This is a genomic window from Nocardioides maradonensis (genome assembly GCF_054777115.1).
The window spans coordinates 214,566-228,908 of record NZ_BAAHAZ010000007.1 but is presented as its reverse complement, the minus strand read 5'-3'; the positions used below and the strand labels follow the sequence as shown (position 1 = coordinate 228,908).

Annotated in this window: 11 protein-coding genes; 8 read left to right on the top strand and 3 right to left on the bottom strand. The window is 72.9% G+C overall.

Annotated features, from left to right (window positions below; all coding sequences use genetic code 11):
- Window positions 1-96: 96 nt before the first annotated feature.
- The 3 genes from ACYVAQ_RS10635 to ACYVAQ_RS10625 are packed head-to-tail and all read right to left on the bottom strand — an operon-like array spanning window position 97 to window position 4,574.
- Window positions 97-2,379, bottom strand: a complete 2,283-nt coding sequence (locus ACYVAQ_RS10635; RefSeq protein ID WP_460789123.1) for a transglutaminase family protein — start codon at window positions 2,377-2,379, stop codon at window positions 97-99.
- The gene (locus tag ACYVAQ_RS10630; protein ID WP_460789121.1) at window positions 2,376-3,590 is read right to left on the bottom strand and encodes a DUF58 domain-containing protein; all 1,215 of its coding nucleotides are present in this window, start codon (window positions 3,588-3,590) and stop codon (window positions 2,376-2,378) included. Before ACYVAQ_RS10630 ends, ACYVAQ_RS10635 begins: the two co-directional genes overlap by 4 nt.
- 18 nt (window positions 3,591-3,608) lie before the next feature.
- Window positions 3,609-4,574, bottom strand: a complete 966-nt coding sequence (locus tag ACYVAQ_RS10625) for an AAA family ATPase (RefSeq protein ID WP_460789206.1) — start codon at window positions 4,572-4,574, stop codon at window positions 3,609-3,611.
- Between the two features lie 189 nt (window positions 4,575-4,763).
- Here ACYVAQ_RS10625 and mraZ point away from each other — a divergent pair, with 189 nt between their 5' ends.
- From mraZ to murD, 8 genes are all read left to right on the top strand, one after another.
- Window positions 4,764-5,180: a division/cell wall cluster transcriptional repressor MraZ gene (gene mraZ, locus ACYVAQ_RS10620; RefSeq protein WP_460789119.1), complete on the top strand. Its 417-nt coding sequence runs from the start codon at window positions 4,764-4,766 to the stop codon at window positions 5,178-5,180.
- A 266-nt stretch (window positions 5,181-5,446) separates the two neighbouring features.
- Window positions 5,447-6,418: a 16S rRNA (cytosine(1402)-N(4))-methyltransferase RsmH gene (gene rsmH / locus ACYVAQ_RS10615; RefSeq protein ID WP_460789117.1), complete on the top strand. Its 972-nt coding sequence runs from the start codon at window positions 5,447-5,449 to the stop codon at window positions 6,416-6,418.
- Entirely contained in the window at window positions 6,418-7,014 is a 597-nt protein-coding gene (locus tag ACYVAQ_RS10610; protein ID WP_460789114.1) for a hypothetical protein, read from the top strand. The genes rsmH and ACYVAQ_RS10610 overlap by 1 nt, the downstream gene beginning before the upstream one ends.
- Window positions 7,015-7,036: 22 nt before the next feature.
- Entirely contained in the window at window positions 7,037-8,812 is a 1,776-nt protein-coding gene (locus tag ACYVAQ_RS10605; RefSeq protein WP_460789111.1) for a peptidoglycan D,D-transpeptidase FtsI family protein, read from the top strand.
- On the top strand, window positions 8,806-10,326 hold the full coding sequence (locus ACYVAQ_RS10600) for a UDP-N-acetylmuramoyl-L-alanyl-D-glutamate--2,6-diaminopimelate ligase (RefSeq protein WP_460789107.1): 1,521 nt from the start codon (window positions 8,806-8,808) through the stop codon (window positions 10,324-10,326). The genes ACYVAQ_RS10605 and ACYVAQ_RS10600 overlap by 7 nt, the downstream gene beginning before the upstream one ends.
- Complete coding sequence (locus tag ACYVAQ_RS10595) at window positions 10,323-11,744, top strand: UDP-N-acetylmuramoyl-tripeptide--D-alanyl-D-alanine ligase (RefSeq protein ID WP_460789104.1); 1,422 nt, start codon at window positions 10,323-10,325, stop codon at window positions 11,742-11,744. Before ACYVAQ_RS10600 ends, ACYVAQ_RS10595 begins: the two co-directional genes overlap by 4 nt.
- Window positions 11,741-12,826 (top strand): phospho-N-acetylmuramoyl-pentapeptide-transferase, encoded by a 1,086-nt coding sequence (mraY, locus tag ACYVAQ_RS10590; protein WP_460789100.1) that lies wholly within the window; start codon window positions 11,741-11,743, stop codon window positions 12,824-12,826. The genes ACYVAQ_RS10595 and mraY overlap by 4 nt, the downstream gene beginning before the upstream one ends.
- Window positions 12,823-14,292, top strand: a complete 1,470-nt coding sequence (gene murD / locus ACYVAQ_RS10585; protein ID WP_460789097.1) for a UDP-N-acetylmuramoyl-L-alanine--D-glutamate ligase — start codon at window positions 12,823-12,825, stop codon at window positions 14,290-14,292. The genes mraY and murD overlap by 4 nt, the downstream gene beginning before the upstream one ends.
- The last annotated feature ends 51 nt before the right edge of the window (window positions 14,293-14,343 follow it).

Genomic DNA, 14,343 nt, shown 5'->3' with positions numbered 1-14,343 from the left:
GTCGCTCCTTCGTCGCTTCCTCCGGGATCGCTCCTCGCGGGCTCGGCAACCGGCGCCGGCGGCGCCGCACTGCCGCCCGGGGTGGTTGGTAGGCCCTCAGGCCCTCAGGCTCCGCGGGAGCCATCGCGCCCGCCGCCGCTGTGCTGGGGTGGCGGTTTCCTCGAGGTCCCGCACGACCGCCGCGGCCCGGGCACCGAGGTCGCGGCGGGCTGCGACCGCCACGCTGCGCGCGTTCGAGCCGTAGCGCAGCTCCTCGACGCTGAGCACGAGCTCGTCGAGGGCCGCGAGCACGTCCGGGTCGACCCGACGACCGCCCTTGGTCAGGTGCGCGGCGATGGCCCGGCCGGTCTCCCGGGGAGAGCGGCCGTCGGGCCAGACCACCCCGAGGTCGATCGCGGTGGCCCTGAGCTCGGCCCAGATCTCGTCGGGATCACCGGCCAGCCGCTGCGCGCGCCGCCGGCGGCGCGCCGCGGCGACCACGACGAGCGCGAGCACCGCCACGACCGGGATGCCCGCGAGCACGCCGAGGACCCAGGTGGTCGTGTGGCCCTGCTGGGCCGCGGCGCCTCCGCCGGGCAGCTGCCGCGGCTTCGAGGACGGCGCCGGGGCGCCGGGCAGGGCGGACGGCTCCCCGCCGGGCGTCGCCGTCGGTTGTGAGCTGGGTCCACCCAGCGGGCCTCCGTTGTCGGTCGGCAGGGCCACCGGCACCGTGGAGTACCCCGGCGGGTGCGGCGCCCTCGACGACGGGGTCGGTTCGAACCGCACCCAGCCCGCCCCGGCGAAGTAGAGCTCGGTCCACGCGTGGAGGTCGCGGGAGGAGTACTCGTACTCGCTGGGGCCGATCTGCTGCGGCGTGAGGAAACCGACGGCCACGCGGGCCGGGATCCCCACGATCCTCGCCATGATGGCCATCGCCGAGGCGAACTGCTGGCAGAAGCCGATGCGTCCCTGGGGACCGCGACGCAGGAACGTGTCGAGAACCTGGCCGTCGGTGCCCTGCGGGGCGCGGTGGACGCTGTAGGTGAAGTGGCCGGTGGTCCGGAAGAACGCCTGCAGCAGGAGCGCGCGCTCGTAGTCGTCGGTGCTGCCCGCGGTGACCTGCGCGGCGAGCTGGCGCACGAAGCTCGAGACGCTCGGCGGCACGTAGATGTCCTCATCGGGGTAGCTGTGCGCGGGAGCGTCGCGGAAGAACCGTCCGTCCGTGCCGTAGTCCAGCACCTTGGTCGTCATCGAGTACGTCTCGTCCGCGGCGTTGGTGTGCCCGGCCGCCACGAAGTCCATCGTCGCGGGGTCCCAGCGCCAGTCGCCGTCCGCGGTGATCCGGGAGATGGGGTACGCCGTGGGCAGCCACGTCGAGTCGAACGCGGGCAGGGCGTGCACCAGCAGCGAGTAGTCGGTGCCGCCCAGCTCGTGGGAGATCCCGGGCCCCAGCGGCACGGGGCCGTCCGCGACCCGGTCGGGGGAGACGTTGCGATCACCGCTGGACCACTCCGCACCGGTGAACCTGTTGAGCACGCCGATCCGGAGGTAGCCGGGGTTCGGCTCCTCGGTGGTGACGTCGATGAGCGGGATGTCGTTCTGGGTGTCCAGCTCGCTGCGCATGTCCACGACCGGCTTGTGGATCGTCACCGCGGGACCATCGGCGCCGGACAGGTCGAACAGCCCGTTGCGAGGGACGGGGAGCGTGGCGCCGATCAGGACCGCGACGGCGATCGCGACGCCGCCCACCGGTGACGCCTGGCCCAGGCTGCGCAGCAGCCCGCTCGGCCGGGCCGGCCGGGCAGAGGTGTCCGGGCGGTTCCAGCGCTGGCGACCGGCGTGCGCGTCGAGCACGAGCAGCAGCAGGAACCCCGCGGCCGCGCCGACGAACGACCCGGTGTTGGCGCCGAGACCGACGAAGCCAGCGTGCAGCGCGAAGACGGCGAGCACCGCGAGCCCGGCGAGAGGGGCCCGGCCCAGGCGGACCGCCAGCAGCTGCACCAGGAACAGCGTCCCGGCGGCCCCCAGCACCAGCAGCGGCGTGACGCTGGGGTCGGCATGGCTGATCGGCACCCGGTTCACGTTGGCCGACGTCGCGGCGGCGTGGACGGCATCGGCGAGGGCGTCGGGGTGCACGGGCAGCACCCGGCCCGTCGCGGTCCAGCTGACCACCTCGATGCAGACGACGGCATCGAGGGCGATCGCCGCCCCACGGGCGATCCTTCCGGTCGTGGCGGCGCCGACGACGGCGAGGACCAGGCCGAGCGCGCCACCGATCCAGAGGTACTCCGACGGGTACGTCACCAGGCCCCGCCACGAGGTCAGCGCGAGCCATGCCGTCGCCGCACCGACCAGCCCGACGGCGAACGTGCCCGCCGACGCGGACAGCGCCGGTCTCATCGGGCGGCCCTCGCGCGGACGTCGAGGTCGCGCCACGCCTGGTCCAGCGTGCCGCTGCGGCCCACGCCGGCGATCCGCCACCCGATGGCGTCCAACGTCTCGTGGGCGGACGTCCCGGTCTGCGGAGCTCCCTCCCACTGGCCGACGTCGACCACGATCGCCGCCGCACGCCCCGAGGCGTGCTGGATCCGGCGCAGGGCAGTCGTGTCGCGCGCCGCGACGGCGCCGAGGACCGCGACCACGTTGCCGACCCGGGCGGACTCGCCGCACCAGACGGTGTCGAGGTCGGCCCGCCAGCTCCGGCCGACCACGGCGAGACGTTCGAGCAGCACCGACACGGGCTCGGCGTCCGGGCCGGCGGGTCCGTCGGCGGTGACCAGCCGGACGGCGTACCCCCGCGCGTCCAGGTGGACCGCGATCGAGGCGGCGGCCATGATCGCGGTCTCCAGGCTGCTGCTCGGACCGCGTCCGGCGTGCGCGCCGATCCGGTTGTCGAGCAGCACGGTCGCCCGGGCCTCCCACGGGTGCTCCTCCCGGCGCACCATCAGCTGGCCGACGCGTGCCGAGCTGCGCCAGTGGACGCGGCGCAGGTCGTCGCCCCGTCGGTACTCGCGCACGGTCACGTCCTCGGCGGAGCCCGCCGCGATGTGGGGCATGGAGCGCTCGCCGCTGCCCGTGCGACCACCGCCGAGGACGATCGCGGGCAGCGGTACGACGCGGGGCGTGACGATCACCGACGCCGTGCCGGGGACCACGTGACGCAGCTCGATGAGGCCGAACGGATCGGTCACCCGGGTCGCGAGCGGGCCCAGCACGTACTTGCCGCGGACGTCCGAGCGCACCTTGTACTGCATCCGCTGCTCGTCGGGCGTGCTGTCGAGAACGAACCGCGGGCGGCTGCCCAGCGCGTAGGGGATCTGGTCCTCGACCTCGACGGTGTCGCGACCGGCACTGGTGACCAGCAGGTCGACGGTGGTCGCGGACCCGGCGGGTACGACGGGCCGGGTGACCAGTCGCCGGGCGCTGACGTCCTGGCGGCGGAACCCGATGAGCAGCCAGGACAGGACGGGCAGGACGAGGACGAGGGCGCCGATGCGGACCAGGGTGTCCTGCCCCACCACGACGGCGGACACCAGGATCGTCGCGCCGGCGGCCGCGAACGCCCGGCCGCGCAGCGTCAGGCTCGGCCAGGAGGCTCGGGACGCGGGCATGACGACGGCCGGCTCGGGTCAGGCGCCGGGGATCGGCACGGATGCGGTGATGCTGTCGAGCACCGCCGCGACTGAACGGCCGCCGGCCGCGGACTCGGCGCTGGGCAGCAGCCGGTGGGCGAGCACGGGCTGGGCCAGGGTGCGGACGTCGTCGGGGAGCACGTAGTCACGGCCGTGCAGGGCGGCGTACGCCTTGGCGGCGCGCACGAGGTGCAGCGTCGCGCGGGGGGAGGCACCCAGGAGCAGGTCCGGGTGGCTCCGCGTCGCGGAGGTGAGCGCGACGGCGTACTCCTGCACGGCGGGCGCGACGTGCACCTGGCCGACGAGGGCGATCACCTTGCGGACCTCGGTCGCGTCGGTCACCGGCTCGAGGTCGTCGAGCGGGTTGAGGGCCGTGTGGCTGTCGAGCATGGCCAGCTCGGCGGCCGGCACCGGGTAGCCGATCGAGACGCGCGCCAGGAACCGGTCGCGCTGGGCCTCGGGCAGCGCGTAGGTGCCCTCCATCTCGATCGGGTTCTGGGTCGCGATCACCATGAACGGCGACTCCAGCAGGTAGGTCTGGTTGTCGACGGTGACCTGGCGCTCCTCCATGCACTCCAGCAGCGCCGACTGGGTCTTGGGGGAGGCGCGGTTGATCTCGTCGCCGATCACGATGTTCGCGAACACGCCGCCCGGGCGGAACTCGAACTCGCGCGTCGCCTGGTCGTAGACCGACACCCCGGTGACGTCGGACGGCAGCAGGTCGGGCGTGAACTGGATGCGCCGCACGGTGGCGTCGATGCTGCGGGCCAGCGCCTTGCTGAGCATCGTCTTGCCGACCCCGGGGACGTCCTCCAGCAGCAGGTGGCCCTCGGCGAGCAGCACGACCAGGGCGGCCGTCACGGCCTCGCTCTTGCCCTCGATCACACGCTCCACGTTGGTGCGGATCCGCTGTGCCACCTCGGCCACCGCAGTGACCGTCTCTCCCGCGTTCCGATCGGCGATTCCCACGCCGCCAACCTACGTCACCGCACCTCGCCCGGGACCGCGAACGCGGTGGGGAATCGCGTGGGGGAGCGGGGTGGGGACACGGGGAGGAAGGTGGTTGACGGTGGAGGAAAGTGGAGTAGTGTGGGGGAAAGTGGAGGAACAAGGAGCCTGACCAGGTCAGCAGGGGGTGCCGGGATGCTCTTCATGGGCACCTACACGCCGAAGCTGGACGAGAAGGGCCGCCTGTTCCTCCCCGCGAAATTCAGGGAACGACTGGCGGGGGGCCTGGTGGTGACGCAGGGACAGGAGAACTGCCTCGTCGTCTGGCCCAGCGACGTCTTCGCCGCGGAGGCCGAGCGGGCAGCTGCCCGGCCGATGACCAACCGCGCTGCTCGCAGCTACGCCCGCGTGCTGTTCGCGGGTGGCGAGGAGGCCATCCCCGACAAGCAGGGCCGGATCGGTGTTCCGGCGAACCTGCGGGAGTACGCCGGCCTCGAGCGCGAGGTCGTGGTCATCGGCGTACGGGACCGCCTGGAGATCTGGAACCCCGACAAGTGGCGGGAGTTCCAGGCGGCGGCGCTGGAGGAGTTCGCCGACCTCGACGAGGACGACGACGACTGATCAGAACCACCGGCGGTCGAGCTCGGCGAGACCGCACCACAAGTCCACAGCGGATCCGCAGGGCCCGATCTCGGGCCGCTTCCACCTCACGCGGCGCACCCCTGGGGTCACTTCCCCGGCACCAGGCGCGCACCGCACCTCGTCACCTGGAACACCTTCCCCGGTCCCAGGCGGCACCAGAGCCAGGGAGCGGACCGGGATCCGGTCCTACGGATCCGCTCATCTCATCTGCAGTTCCAAGCACTTCTGGGTAAGGGTCGAGGGCGATGGCGAACGCGCACCACGTGCCGGTCATGGTGGACCGGATCGTGGCCCTGCTCGAGCCCGCCCTCGACCACGACGGCGCCGTGATGGTCGACTGCACGCTCGGCCTCGGCGGCCACACCGAGGCCGTGCTCGAGCGCTGCTCGCTCGCCCGGGTGATCGGCATCGACCGCGACCCGCAGGCGCTGGCGATGAGCCGTGAGCGGCTCGCGACGTACGGCGACCGCTTCACCGGTGTCCAGGCCGTGTACGACGAGATCCCCGACGTGCTGCGCGACCTCGGCCTGCCGAGCGTCGACGCCTTCCTGTTCGACCTCGGCGTCTCCTCGATGCAGCTGGACCTGCCCGAGCGCGGCTTCGCGTACGCCGTGGACGCGCCCCTCGACATGCGGATGGGCGACGCGGGCATCACCGCCGCCGAGGTGCTCAACACCTACGAGCCGCGCGAGCTGGTCCGCATCCTCAAGGAGTACGGCGAGGAGCGCAACGCTCGCCGCATCGTCGACGCGATCGTCCGCGAGCGGGCCAAGGAGCCCTTCACGAACAGCGGCCGCCTCGTCGAGCTGCTGTACGCCGCCATCCCCGCCCCGGCGCGGCGCACCGGCGGCCACCCCGCGAAGCGCACCTTCCAGGCGCTGCGCATGGAGGTCAACGACGAGCTGCGCGTGCTGGAGCGCGCGATGCCGGCCGCGGTCGACGCGATCGCGGTGGGTGGCCGGGTCGTCGTGGAGTCCTACCACTCCCTCGAGGACCGGCTGGTGAAGCGGGTCTTCGCGGCGGCCACCGCCAGCCACGTGCCGGACGACCTCCCGTTCGTCCCGGAGGGGCAGGAGCCCGCCCTCCGCCTGGTCACCCGCGGCGCCGAGCAGGCGTCCGACGAGGAGATCGCCCAGAACCCCCGAGCCGCCTCGGTGCGACTCCGCGCCATCGAGCGCATCCGTCCGCAGCAGCCCCGCCGAAAGGGAGTCGCCTGATGAGCAGCGCCGCACCGAACCCCAGCCCGAGCCGGCTCCCGCGCGTCGCGCCGCGGGTCGCCCAGCGCGCCCTGCAGCGGGCCCGCCTGACCGTCGTACCCCGACGGCGTACGGCGGTCCGCGCGCCCCGCGTGCCGTTCGTGATGCTGATCAGCGCCCTGCTGCTCGGCGGCGTCATCGGCCTGCTCTTCTTCAACACCTCCATGCAGCAGGCGTCCTTCCGCGAGACCGCGCTCAGCCACCAGGCCCGCGACCTCGACGCCCAGCAGGAGGCGCTGCAGCTGCAGCTCGACGCGCTGCGCGACCCGGCGCGGATCGCCCGGCTGGCGCAGAGGATGGGCATGATCGTGCCCACCGGCGCCGCGGGCATCCTCGACTACCAGACCGGGAAGATCAGCGGGTCGCCCGCGCCGGCGGAGGGCCCGGGTCTGCCGCTGCGCCAGGCGCCGGCAACCCGGCCCGCCGGCTTCCCGGTGGCGACCGTGACGGTGACGGTGCCGCCGACGAGCACGACCACCACGAAGACCGGCACCGACGCCAAGAGCCCCACGAACGCCAAGAACGCCGGGACCGGCGTGCCCCCGAAGAATCGGTGACGCCACGACCTAGGTTGGGGGAGTGAGCACCAACCTGCGCCGCGGAGGCATGCGTCGCGGGACGCCGGGGTTGCGTCTGCGCGTCGGGTTCCTCGTGATCGCGTTCGTGCTGTCGATCTTCGGAGCGCGGCTGATCCAGCTGCAGGCCGTCGACCCGGGCTCGTACGCCGCCATGGCCGCCCGCGAGGGCAGCGTCTCGATCGTGCTGCCGGCCACGCGCGGCTCGATCCTGGACCGCAACGGCCAGCCGCTGGCGCAGTCGGCGTCGGGCCTGATGATCGTCGCGGACCCGACGATGACGACGAAGAACGCCAGCAAGCTGGCCGCCTTCCTCACCCGCCGGCTCGGCGTCGACTACTTCGACACCCTCAACCTGCTGCGCACCAAGAACAGCCGGTTCGTCTACATCGACCGCCAGGTGCCCTCCGCCAAGGCGACTGCGGTGGTCGCCGACGCCGACAGCCACGGCTGGGGCGGGCTGTTCACGAACAACGACCCGCTGCGGGTCTACCCGCAGAAGGACGTCGCCGCGAACCTCGTCGGCTTCCTCGGTACGCCGAACGACGACGGCTCCGCGCACCCGCTGGCCGGGCTCGAGGCGAACTTCAACACCCTGCTGTCCGGCAAGGACGGCTCGGCCCGCTACGAGGTCGGCGCGGGCAACGAGATCCCGCTCGGCGACAACACCACGAACCCGCCGGTGAACGGCCAGAACCTCACCACGACCCTCGACGCGAACATGCAGTTCTACACGCAGCGCGTCCTGCAACAGGCGGTCCGCGGCGCGGCGGCGAAGTCCGGCATCGCGATCGTGATGGACACCCGGACCGGTCAGGTGCTCGCGCTGGCCGACTACCCGACGTACGACGCCTCGCTGCCGAAGGAGTACGACCACAGCCTCTACCGCTCGGCGGCGCTCACCGACGTGTACGAGCCGGGCTCGGTCGAGAAGACGCTCACCCTGAGCGCCCTCATGGACGCCAAGCCGTCCATCGGTCCCGGCACCCGGTTGCGGGTCCCGGGCGCGATCAAGGTCGAGGACCGCACGATCCACGACTACTGGCCGCACGGGCTGCTGAACCTGACCCTCGCGGGCGTCATCGCGAAGTCCTCGAACGTCGGCACGGTGCTCGCCTCGTCCCGCCTCAACGCGGGCCTGATGCGCCACTACCTCACCGAGTTCGGCCTGGGCCAGCGCACCGACGTCGGCCTCACGGGTGAGTCGCCGGGCATCCTCCCGAGCCTGGGCCAGTGGACCCAGGGCATCAAGGACCGGATCGCGTTCGGCCAGTCGCTCTCGGTGAACGCGCTGCAGGAGATCAGCGCGGTCAACTCGATCGCGAACGGCGGCGAGTACATCGCACCGAGCCTGGTCCTCGGCGCGGCCACCAACGACGCGGGTCAGACCGTCGGCAGCGCCGACGCCGCCGTACGGCAGGTGATCGCCCCGCAGACCGCCCAGAAGATGACGCACATGATGGAGCGGGTCGTCGACCCGAACGCCGGCGTCGCGCCGCTCGCCCAGGTGCCCGGCTACGTCGTCGCCGGCAAGACCGGCACCGCCCAGGAGGTCGGTCCGTCCGGGAAGTACGACCGCACCACGGTGTCCTTCGCGGGCTTCGCGCCGGCCGACAACCCGCGCTTCACCATCTACGTGGTGATCAAGTCGCCGCGCGCGGGCAGCGGCGGCGGCAGCACCGCCGGCCCGGTCTTCTCCAAGCTGATGGCGCACGCCCTGGCTCGCTACGGCGTCGCGCCGAGCGGGGCCAAGGCGTCCAAGATTCCCGTCGAATGGTGAGCCCGGACACCGTCCCGACCCGGCCGCGTCGGCCGCAGCCCGTCACGCTGGCCGACCTGGCGGCGCGGTTGGGCGTCGCGCCGCCGGCGGCCGAGGTCGCGGTCACCGGCATCTGCCTGGACTCGCGGCGCGTCCGGCCGGGCGACCTCTATGCCGCGCTGCCCGGCGCCACCGCGCACGGCGCCACGTTCCTGCCCCAGGCCGTGGCCGCGGGCGCGGTCGCGGTGCTGACCGACGCCGAGGGCGCGGAGCCCGCGGCCGCGGCGGGGTTGCCCGCGCTCGTCGTACCGAGACCGCGGGAGGTGCTCGGTGTCCTCAGCGCCGCCGTGTACGCCGATCCGGCCGGTGCCATGCGGATGATCGGCGTCACCGGCACCCAGGGCAAGACCACCACGACCCGGCTCCTCGACGGCGGGTTCACGGCCGCGGGCATCCGCTCGGCCGTCGTCGGCACCGTCGGCACCCGGATCGCCGGCGAGGACGTCAAGACCGCCCTCACCACGCCCGAGGCGCCGGACCTGCACGGGCTGTTCGCCGTCATGCGCGAGGAGTCGGTGCAGGCCTGCGCGATGGAGGTCTCCAGCCACGCGCTGGTGATGGGGCGGGTCGACGGCGTGGTGTTCGACGTCGCCGTCTTCCTCAACCTGGGGCGCGACCACCTGGACTTCCACAAGGACATCGAGGACTACTACGCCGCCAAGGCGTCGCTGTTCACGCCGGAGCGCGCCCGGCTCGGCCTGACCTTCGTCGACGACGAGCACGGGCGGCGGCTCGCCGCCGAGGCCACCATCCCGATGCGGACCCTGTCGCTCGCCGGCGAGGCCGACTGGCGGGCGGTCGACCTCCACCCGCGGGCGGACGGCACCGACTTCACGGTCATGACCCCGGACGGTGCGCGGGTCGCCGCCGGCGTACCGCTCCCGGGGGAGTTCAACGTCGTCAACGCCCTGGCAGCCGTCGCCGCGGCGGCCGAGGCGGGCTTCGACGTGGAGGCGGTCGCGCGCGGGATCGCCGCCGGCGGGGGAGTCCCCGGACGACTGGAGCGGATCGACGCGGGTCAGGACTTCGACGTCTTCGTCGACTACGCCCACAAGCCGGACGCGGTCGAGGCGGTGCTCGCCACGTTGCGGCCCGTGACGGCCGGCCGGCTGATCATCGTCATCGGTGCGGGTGGTGACCGCGACCGCGGCAAGCGCCCGCTCATGGGCGAGATCGCCGCCCGCCTGGCCGACGTGGTCGTCGTGACCGACGACAACCCGCGCACCGAGCGGCCGGCCGACATCCGCGCCGAGGTGCTCGCCGGTGCCGCGGACGGTGCGGCCGAGGTCTCTGAGATCGGTGACCGTCGCGACGCGATCGCCACGGTCCTCCACGACGCGCGCGCCGGGGACGTCGTCGTCATCGCGGGCAAGGGCCACGAGACCGGCCAGGAGATCAACGGCGTGGTGCACCCCTTCGACGACCGCGAGGTGGCGCGCGAGGTGCTCCGGGAGATCCCGGGAGGTGCCCGATGATCCCGATGACCCTCGCCGCGATCGCCGAGGCGGTGGGTGGCGTGCTGCACGGTCCCGCCGACCTGGTGGTCGACGCGCCGGCGTACGTCGACAGCCGGGAGGCCATCGCCGGCGGGCTCTTCGTGGCCGTCGTGGGGGAGCGCGTCGACGGTCACGACTACGTCGCCGACGCCCACGCCGTGCTCGGCAGCCGCCCCACCGACCGTCCGACCGTGGTGGTCGACGACCCGGTCGTCGCGCTCGGCCGGCTCGCCCGGCACGTCGTCGACGACCTGGCGCCGGGTCTCACGGTCGTCGCGCTCACCGGCTCGCAGGGCAAGACGGGCACGAAGGACTACCTGGCCTCCGTGCTCTCCACGCTCGCCGGCGCGGACGCGGTCGTCGCGACCGCCGCCAACCACAACAACGAGCTCGGCGTCCCGCTGACCGCGCTCGGTGCCACGAGGCGCACCCGGTTCCTCGTGCTGGAGATGGGCGCGCGCGGGATCGGTCACATCGCCTACCTCTGCGGCATCGCGCCGCCGCGGATCGCCGCGGTGCTCAACGTCGGCACCGCCCACATCGGCGAGTTCGGCGGCAAGGAGGCGATCGCCCGGGCCAAGGGGGAGATCGTCGAGGCGCTGCCGGCGGACGGTACCGCGGTGCTCAACGCGGACGACCCGCTCGTGGCCGCGATGGCGGCCCGCACCCCAGCCCCGGTGCTGACCTTCGGTGCTGCCGGGATGCTCGTCTGGCGCGACCTGGAGCTGGACGAGCTCGGCCGCCCCCGGTTCGAGCTGGGGTACGACGACGGACGCCAGGGCGCGCACTGGACCCCCGTCCGGCTTCGCCAGATCGGTGCCCACCAGGTCGCGAACGCGACGGCCGCCGCGGCCATGGCGGTCTCCGCGGGGTTCGGGCCGGACGAGGTCGCGCTGGCGTTGTCGCAGGCCGTGTCAGCGAGCCGCTGGCGGATGGAGCTCTCCGAGCGGTCCGACGGCCTGGTCGTGATCAACGACTCCTACAACGCCAACCCCGAGTCCATGCGGGCCGGTCTCGAGGCACTCGTCGCCGTGGGGCAGCGGTCCGGTCGGCGTACCGTTGCGGTGCTGGGGGAGATGCGCGAGCTGGGGTCCGCGCACGAGGAGGGGCACCGCGCGGTCGGACGCGCCGCGGCCGAGCTCGGCATCGACGTCCTCGTGGTCGTCGGTGAGGCGGCCGCACCGATGGCCGCCGACCTCGCCGGAGCGCCGATCGAGGTGGTCCTCACCCCCGGCCGTTCGGAAGCACTGACCTGGTTGCGGCAGAATGCCGGTCCGGCGGACGTCGTGCTGGTCAAGGCCTCGCGTGGCGCCGCGCTGGAGTGGATCGCCGAGCACCTGCTCGCGTCCGCCCGGCACGATCCAGGCAGCGACCGGTCCGAGGAGGCCCCCAGGTGAAGGCGATCCTGCTCAGCGGGGGCATCGCGCTGCTGATCTCGCTTCTCGGCACCCGCACGGCGATCTCGTACTTCACCCGCCTGGGCTACGGCCAGGAGATCCGCGAGGACGGCCCGACCACCCACCAGTCCAAGCGCGGCACGCCCACGATGGGCGGCGTCGCGATCATCCTGTCAGCGGTCGTGGGCTACTTCGTCGCCAAGCTGATCACCTGGAGCGAGCCGAGCGCCTCCGCCCTGCTGCTGATCTTCCTCTTCGTCGGCATGGGCCTGGTGGGCTTCCTCGACGACTTCATCAAGATCTACAAGCAGCGCAACCTCGGTCTGCGCAGCAAGGCCAAGATGGTCGGCCAGACCGTCATCGCGCTCGTCTTCGCGGGTCTCGCGCTCTCGCCGTGGCTCGAGGACGACCGGGGCGTCACGCCGGCGTCGGAGCACCTGTCCTTCCTGCGCGACATCGGCTGGCTCGGCATCCCGATGGTCCTCACCATCGCCCTGATCTGGCTGTACGTCGCCGGCTTCTCCAACGCGGTGAACCTCACCGACGGCCTCGACGGCCTGGCGGCGGGGGCCAGCGCGATGGTCTTCGGTGCGTACGCGCTCATCAACATCTGGCAGAACAACCAGTGGTGCCAGCGGCCGCTGGGCGTCGGCGAGAGCCACGCGGCCTGCTACAACGTGCGCGACCCGCTCGACCTGGCCATCGTGGCCGCCGCGATCACCGGCGGCTGCGTGGGCTTCCTGTGGTGGAACGCCTCACCGGCCAAGATCTTCATGGGCGACACCGGCTCGCTGGCCCTCGGCAGCGCCCTGGCCGGCTTCGGGATCCTCACCCACACCGAGCTGCTGCTCGTGATCCTCGGCGGGCTGTTCGTCGTCGAGACCCTCTCGGTGATGCTCCAGGTCGGCTTCTTCAAGGCCACGAAGGGCAGACGGATCTTCCGGATGGCCCCCATCCACCACCACTTCGAGATGCTCGGCTGGGAGCAGGTGACGGTCGTGATCCGGTTCTGGATCATCACCGTGCTCTGCGTGGCCACGGGCGTCGGCCTGTTCTACGCGGAGTGGGTGGCGAAGGCGTGACGAGCCCGCTCACCCTGGGCCGCGACGACAGCTGGTCCGGCGTCCGGGCCGTGGTTGCGGGCTTCGGCACCAGCGGCGCCGCCGCGGTCGACAACCTGCTGTTCCTCGGCGCCGACGTCACGGTCCTGACCGCCTCGGTCGCCGCGTCGATCCAGCAGCGGGCCGAGCTCCTGGAGAGCCTCGGCGCCGTCTTCGTGTCCGGCTCCGCCGCGACCGACACGCTGCCCGACGACGTCGACCTGCTCGTCGTCTCGCCCGGGTTCCGGCCCGACTCGCCGCTGGTCGTCCAGGCGCAGGAGCGTGGCATCCCGGTCTGGGGCGAGGTCGAGCTCGCCTGGCGGCTGCGCGACCCCGCGCACCCGGCTCCCTGGCTGTGCGTGACCGGCACCAACGGCAAGACGACGACCGTGCAGATGCTCGACGCGATCATGCGTGCTGCCGGGCTGCGCAGCGTCGCGGCCGGCAACGTGGGGCTTCCGATCACGGAGGCGGTCATGGACCCCGAGCCGTACGACGTCATCGTCGCCGAGCTGTCGAGCTTCCAGCTGCACTACACCGACTCGATGGCCGCGGAGGCCGCCGCGGTGCTGAACCTCGCCGAGGACCACCTGGACTGGTACGGCCCCGGCGAGGCCGGCATGGCGGCGTACGCCGCCGACAAGGGCCGCATCTTCACGGGCGTCGAGCGGGCCTGCGTCTACAACCTCGAGGACCCGGCGACGAGACGACTCGTCGAGGAGGCCGACGTCGTCGAGGGGGCGAGGGCGATCGGGTTCACGCTGGGCACGCCGGGCGTCGGCATGCTCGGGGTCGTCGAGGACATCCTGGTCGACCGGGCGTTCATCGAGGACCGCCACCGCAGTGCCGCCGAGCTGTGCACCGTGGCCGACCTCTACTCCCCGGCGCCGCACTTCGTGGCGAACGCGCTGGCGGCCGCGGCGCTGGCGCGGGCGCACGGGATCAGCCGGTCCGCCGTCCGGGAGGGCCTGAGCTCGTTCCGGCCGGACGGGCACCGGATCGCGACCGTGGCCGTCCACGACGACATCACCTGGGTCGACGACTCCAAGGCGACGAACCCGCACGCCGCGCAGTCCTCGCTGCTCGCGTACGAGCCCGTCGTCTGGGTGGCCGGTGGACTGGCCAAGGGGGCGACCTTCGACGAGCTCGTCGAGCAGGTCGCGGGCCGGCTGCGGGCCGCTGTGCTCATCGGCCGCGACCGGGACGTGATCGCCGATGCGCTTTCGCGACACGCTCCGGATGTTCCGATCATCGTGGTCGACACCGGCGAGACTGATGCCGTAGACGGTGCTGACCTGATGCGGCGCGTCGTCGAGGAGGCGGCTCGGGTCGCTCGCCCCGGCGACACCGTGCTCCTGGCTCCGGGATGCGCCTCGATGGACCAGTTCACCGACTACAAGGCACGGGGCGACGCCTTCGCGGCGGCGGTCCGGGAGCACACCAGCTGACGACGTACCGCGAACGGAGGGGATCGCCATCACCGCCGTCTCGCCCGAGCG

Excerpts from the sequence above, each read along its gene's own strand:
- ACYVAQ_RS10635 (WP_460789123.1), bottom strand. The coding sequence starts at position 2,379 with ATGAGACCGGCGCTGTCCGCGTCGGCGGGCACGTTCGCCGTCGGGCTG.
- ACYVAQ_RS10630 (WP_460789121.1), bottom strand. The coding sequence starts at position 3,590 with ATGCCCGCGTCCCGAGCCTCCTGGCCGAGCCTGACGCTGCGCGGCCGG.
- rsmH (WP_460789117.1), top strand. The coding sequence starts at position 5,447 with ATGGCGAACGCGCACCACGTGCCGGTCATGGTGGACCGGATCGTGGCC.
- ACYVAQ_RS10595 (WP_460789104.1), top strand. The coding sequence starts at position 10,323 with ATGATCCCGATGACCCTCGCCGCGATCGCCGAGGCGGTGGGTGGCGTG.
- ACYVAQ_RS10600 (WP_460789107.1), top strand. The coding sequence starts at position 8,806 with ATGGTGAGCCCGGACACCGTCCCGACCCGGCCGCGTCGGCCGCAGCCC.
- ACYVAQ_RS10610 (WP_460789114.1), top strand. The coding sequence starts at position 6,418 with ATGAGCAGCGCCGCACCGAACCCCAGCCCGAGCCGGCTCCCGCGCGTC.
- mraZ (WP_460789119.1), top strand. The coding sequence starts at position 4,764 with ATGGGCACCTACACGCCGAAGCTGGACGAGAAGGGCCGCCTGTTCCTC.